1 pseudogene is annotated in these 393 nt (G+C 54.2%); it reads right to left on the bottom strand.

The annotated features are described in order from the left end of the window. Positions 1 to 122: 122 nt before the first annotated feature. Positions 123 to 393 (bottom strand): annotated as a pseudogene (locus EN879_RS38700) (hypothetical protein); the annotation flags it as partial.

The following is a 393-nucleotide window of genomic DNA, read 5'->3' as shown; positions in this document are numbered from 1 at the left end:
CGTGTCCACCGAATTGATAAACTTCTTCACGGCCGTCTCCTCCCGAAATAGGCCTTCCAAAGCAATTCCAGGAAAAGTGTATCGCGGTTTTCCGTCCGGAATTGCGTAAAACAAGAGTTCGATCAGCCACTCTTGCCGGTGATGCTGGTGATCTTTTGGATAAAATCGTTCACCGCCTTATCGAGCGCGGCGTTCTGCTTGTCGTCGCCGAAATCCGGCACGATCAGCGAGACATGCCGCGTCTTGCGCATGCCTGATGCGATCGACATCTTGCCTGGATGCGCCTGGTGATAGGCGGCGAGAAACTGGTCGCGCTCGGCCGGGCTGAAATGGCAGACGGAAAATATAGCCGGCAAATGTTTTGACGGAATCGGGATCGAATAGGCAGGACTC

The organism is Mesorhizobium sp. M7A.F.Ca.AU.002.02.1.1, assembly GCF_003998535.1.
Classification (GTDB): Bacteria; Pseudomonadota; Alphaproteobacteria; order Rhizobiales; family Rhizobiaceae; genus Mesorhizobium; species Mesorhizobium ciceri.
Note: the sequence above shows the minus strand (reverse complement) of the source record. Positions and strands in the feature narration are given on the sequence as shown.